A 3,893-nucleotide genomic window follows, 5' to 3' on the forward strand; every position below is an offset into this window, starting at 1 on the left:
TCGTGTTCGAGGAAGTCCGCCATCCGCGCCGTCGGCGAGCCGGTGGGATCGCCGGGAAAGGCCCGGTTGAGATTGCCGTCGTCGAAGGGCGAGCAGCGCTTGGCCGCCATCACCGCCGGCAGGTTCGCCATCGGCAGGATGGTGACGGCGCCGCGGATCTCGGCGACATCCAACAGCCGCATCAGCCGGCCGAGCTGGAGTTCGCCCTCATACTCGTCGCCATGATTGCCGGCCATCAGCAGCAAAGACGGCCCCTCGCTATTTTTCAGGCGAAGGATCGGAATGCGGATCTGATAATAGGGCGACCGGTCGATCGAATAGGGAATGGCGAGGTGGCCGGCTTGCCGGCCCTCGCGCAAAAAGTCGATCGGATTGACGAGACCGCTGTGCATGATGTCTCCAGTGAGGGCGGTTGCGATGCCGTCAAAGAGCAGCTATCGCGGTCATTTCGACGCGCAGATCGGGATCGGCCAGACGAGCTTCGGTGCAGGCGCGGGCCGGCGGGTTTTCGATGTCGATCCAGTCATCATAAACGCTGTTCATCGCCTCGAAATCGACGATCGCCGGCAGGAAGACGTTGACGGCGATGAGGCGCGAGCGATCGATGCCGGCTTCTTGCAATAGGGCGTCGATCTTGCCAAGCACGTCGCGGGTCTGGTCCTTGATATCAGCCTTGCGATTTTCCGCGACCTGGCCGGCAATATAGACGAGGCCGCCGTAGCTGACGGCTTGGCTCATACGCGAACCTTTCTGATAACGCTGGATCATTGCGGGTTTTCCTTTTCTTGCTTTTGGAGGGAGAGTTCAGCCGAAGCTGGTCAGATAGGCCGCGGTCACCGAATGGTCCGGGTCGAGGCCGTAGAGGATGGCATGCCGGTCAAGGCAGGTGCAGGGATGCGAGATGCCGTACTCGATGACGTCGCCGACCGCGACGTCGCTGCCGTCGGCAAGTGCGACGAAGGCGTGCTGATCGTTGAGGCGGAAAACTTCGGCGCCCGCGAGATCGGCGAGATACGCACCATTGCGATAGAGCGCCAACGGCCGCGGCAGGCCTTGGTCCATCGCCACGTCGCGCATGCCCATGCCGCAGATCGCCAGCCGCGGCTCCGGCCGGGAGAGGACCTCGGCCCATACCCGCAGCGCCGGACGGAAACCCGCAGCCGCCGAAACCGTCTCGCCGCCAATGCGGAAACCGCCGCGTGCATCGAGGCCGGCAAGGCCGCGCTCGTAGATACCGTGATCGTGGAAGAAGATCGCGCCGCTGCGCAGCACCAGCCGGCAGGCGGGATCGGCCGCAACGGCGGCTGAAAGCCTGGCAATCACGACGTCGAAAAAGACCGAGCCGCCGGCCGTGACCAGGAGCGGTCGCTCGTTCCCTATGCAGGCGCGCAGCTTCGGCAGGAAATCTGATGTCACCGCCATCAGTGCCTCGATGCGACGCATCGTCTCTTCCGCATCGGCGGTCGCGGCTGCGCCTTCATAGGCGGCGATGCCCGTCAGCTTAAAGGACGGCGTCTCCGCGGCAAGGATCGCCTCGAGAATTGCTTCGGCAGCGCCGCCGCTGCGGGCACCGGTGCGGCCGGCACCGAACTCCACCAGCAGGCCGAGCGGCGGCAGATCCGCACGCTGCTGCCAGGCGGAGCAAAGAGCCTCGACCAGCGCCGTCGAATCCACGAAGACATGGAGTTCCGCATCGGGATATTGGCCAAGCAGGGCCGCAAGCCGGCGGGCGGCGGCGGCCCCGCCGATCTCGTTGGCAAGGATCAAGCGGCGCTGTCCCGCCTTGAGCAGGACCGCAGCCTGGCGGATGTCGGCGACTGTCGTGCCCCAAGCGCCTGCCGCCAGAAGCGCGTCCGCCAGTGCCGTCGACATCGGTGTCTTGGCGTGCGGCGCGATCTCGGCACCATGGCTCTTCACATAGGCCATCATCAGTTCGACATTGCCGGAGAAAGCCTGCCGGTCGAGCGAGATCAGCGGCAGGGCCATCCTGCCGTCATAGGGCTTCCATCCCTGCTTGCCGATTGCCGCAAGCGCAAGCGGCAGATTGCCCGGCGGAAAGCCGCGCACCCGCTCGTCGATCAGCACACTTTCCGTCGTGGTGTGAAGGTCAGACATCGCAGCCACTCCTGATCTCGGCCGGATCGGTGATACCGAGGCGATAGGTTTCATTGGCGCTGGCAAAGAACAGGGTGCGCTGCTCGTCGTAAGACAGCTGCGAGGCGACCGTGCGGAAAACCTGGTAGACCTCATCGAAAGAGGCATGCAGGCCGGCGACCGGGAAGTCGCTCGCGAACATGGCGCGCGCCGGGCCGAAACAATCGAGGCAATGCTCGATCACCGGCCGCAGGCTTTCGAGCGTCCACGCATTGTCGTAGGCGACGAGGTCGGAGATCTTCAGGCGCATGTTCTGCTCATTGCCGAGCGCCCGCAGACCACGGCGCCAGAGCGCCATGCCGTCCTCCGTCCGGTCGGCCGGGCTGCCGCCGTGGTTGAGCACAAATAGCGTTTCCGGAAAAGCCCGCACAAGCTCGAGCGCCTCGCCCATCTGCCAGGGATAAAGCATCAGGTCGAAGACCAGCCCGAGCCGGGTGGCGTGAGCTAACCCCGCCCGCCAGGCCGGGTCGCCCATGCGGTCCGCGCGCGAAGCAAAACTCTTCGCCGCTTCAGGGTGCCAGCTCAGAATATCGCGAATGCCGACGACATTCGGGTTTGCCGCTTCCGCCTCAAGCAGGCGCAAGGCGTCCGGCCCGTCGAGGGGCACGCGTGCGATATAACGGTGCGCCACGCCGGAGCTGCGGTCGAGGCCATCCAGCCAGCGGCTCTCTTCCAGCGGGTACGCAACGGACCAGCCGGCCTCCACATGCACGGTTGCAATCACCTTCTGGCGCGCGGCGTCGGCGCGATAATCGTCGATGCCATAGTCGCGCAGGATCGGTGCGAGGCTTCCGAAAACCATCTCTTCTCCAGAAGCTCGGGCCTTCTGCAGCCAGGGATGGCGTTGCAGGCTGAGGTCCCAGAGGTGGTGATGCGGGTCGATTACCGGCCCGTTATAGCGCGCCGTCATCGGCGCGCCTCGCGGCCGGAAACAAGCAGAAGGGCAAGGATCAGCGTGCCGAACATGATCGACCGCCAGCCGGGCGAGGCGTTGACCACAGTGATCAGCGCCGTCGTCGTGACGAGCAGGATTGCCCCGGGAATGGTCCCGGCATAGGTGCCGCGGCCGCCGAGGATGGAGGTGCCGCCGAGCACGACGGCGGCGATCGAAGTCAGCAGATAGGGGTCGCCGATGCCGACATACCCCTGCCGGTTCATGCCCAGCACGAGAATGCCGGCAAGCCCCGCGAAAAAGCCCGACAGGGTATGGACGATCAGCGTGTTGCGGGTGACGCTGACGCCGGAAAGCCGGGCCGCCAGCGGGTTTGCCCCAAGCGCCAGGAAACGGGCGCCGATCGGCATGCGGTGGACGAGCAGCAGGACGACGATCGAGACGACGAGCCACAAAATGATGCCCGAGGGAATGCCGAGCGGCCGCGCCTGCCCGAGCAGAATGACCGCCGGGTTGCTGACGGTGACCGCGCTGCCGCCGGCGACGATAACGAGCAAGCCCTGCAGGAAGGTCGCCATGGCAAGCGTCATAATGATCGGCGGCACGCGAAGATAGGCAGCACCGGCGCCGTTCATCAGGCCGATGCCGGTGGCGATGGCAAGGGCTGCCGCAATGCCGGCGAGGCCGGTCGGGTCCCAGGCGGGCGAAATCAACGGCAGCAGGATCGCCGTGACGGTGATGACCGCGCCGACGGAGAGATCGATGCCGCCCGTCAGGATGACGAGCGTCTGGCCGGCGGCGACAATGCCAATCACTGCGGCGAGTTCGAGCAGGTAGCGCAGGTGGC

The 3,893-nt window shown here is 65.6% G+C and carries 5 protein-coding genes; all 5 read right to left on the reverse strand.

The window, feature by feature from the left end; all coding sequences use genetic code 11:
- On the reverse strand, nucleotides 1-392 hold a 392-nt coding region (locus tag FY112_RS02325), incomplete at its 3' end, for a succinylglutamate desuccinylase/aspartoacylase family protein (RefSeq protein WP_181018130.1).
- A 31-nt stretch (nucleotides 393-423) separates the two neighbouring features.
- On the reverse strand, nucleotides 424-768 hold the full coding sequence (locus FY112_RS02330; RefSeq protein ID WP_027667356.1) for a RidA family protein: 345 nt from the start codon (nucleotides 766-768) through the stop codon (nucleotides 424-426).
- Between the two features lie 36 nt (nucleotides 769-804).
- Nucleotides 805-2,115: an alanine racemase gene (locus tag FY112_RS02335; RefSeq protein WP_151517560.1), complete on the reverse strand. Its 1,311-nt coding sequence runs from the start codon at nucleotides 2,113-2,115 to the stop codon at nucleotides 805-807.
- Entirely contained in the window at nucleotides 2,108-3,064 is a 957-nt protein-coding gene (locus FY112_RS02340) for an amidohydrolase family protein (protein WP_131629667.1), read from the reverse strand. The genes FY112_RS02335 and FY112_RS02340 overlap by 8 nt, the downstream gene beginning before the upstream one ends.
- Nucleotides 3,061-3,893, reverse strand: an 833-nt coding sequence (locus tag FY112_RS02345) for an ABC transporter permease (RefSeq protein WP_151517561.1), incomplete at its 5' end; no start/stop codon positions are given. The genes FY112_RS02340 and FY112_RS02345, both read right to left, overlap by 4 nt.

Origin of the sequence: Rhizobium sp. PEPV16, from assembly GCF_008919455.1 — a bacterium.
Taxonomy (GTDB): Bacteria; Pseudomonadota; Alphaproteobacteria; order Rhizobiales; family Rhizobiaceae; genus Rhizobium; species Rhizobium leguminosarum_Q.

Coding starts and splice junctions, on each gene's coding strand:
- FY112_RS02330 (WP_027667356.1), bottom strand. CDS start 768: ATGATCCAGCGTTATCAGAAAGGTTCGCGTATGAGCCAAGCCGTCAGC.
- FY112_RS02335 (WP_151517560.1), bottom strand. CDS start 2,115: ATGTCTGACCTTCACACCACGACGGAAAGTGTGCTGATCGACGAGCGG.
- FY112_RS02340 (WP_131629667.1), bottom strand. CDS start 3,064: ATGACGGCGCGCTATAACGGGCCGGTAATCGACCCGCATCACCACCTC.